This is a genomic window from Vibrio marinisediminis, assembly GCF_014050145.1.
Taxonomy (GTDB): Bacteria; Pseudomonadota; Gammaproteobacteria; order Enterobacterales; family Vibrionaceae; genus Vibrio; species Vibrio marinisediminis.
Genome location: NZ_JACFYF010000302.1, coordinates 1 through 257 on the forward strand (window position 1 = coordinate 1; position 257 = coordinate 257).

The 257-nt window shown below is 70.4% G+C and carries 1 protein-coding gene; it reads right to left on the reverse strand.

Annotated elements, in window-relative coordinates; translation table 11 throughout:
- Positions 1-257, reverse strand: a 257-nt coding sequence (locus H2O73_RS24170; RefSeq protein ID WP_220457773.1) for a hypothetical protein, incomplete at both ends; no start/stop codon positions are given.

Consider the following 257-nt stretch of genomic DNA (forward strand, 5'->3'; position numbering starts at 1 on the left):
TGATGGCGGCCAGTTCGGCGAAGGAATAGTCGCCTGCGTCGAGGCCCAGGGTCGCGGCCAGCTGTGCGTGGGCGGGCGAGATGCCGACCGACTGGGTGGAGACGACGCCGCCCGGTGCGGGGATGGTGTAGCCGGTGTCGGTGTCGAAGGAGCCCTTGATGGCGGCCAGTTCGGCGAAGGAGTAGACGCCGGGTTCGACGCCCAGGGTGCGCTCGAGTTGCGTGTTGGCGATGGCCGGGGCGGCGATGGCGGTGCTC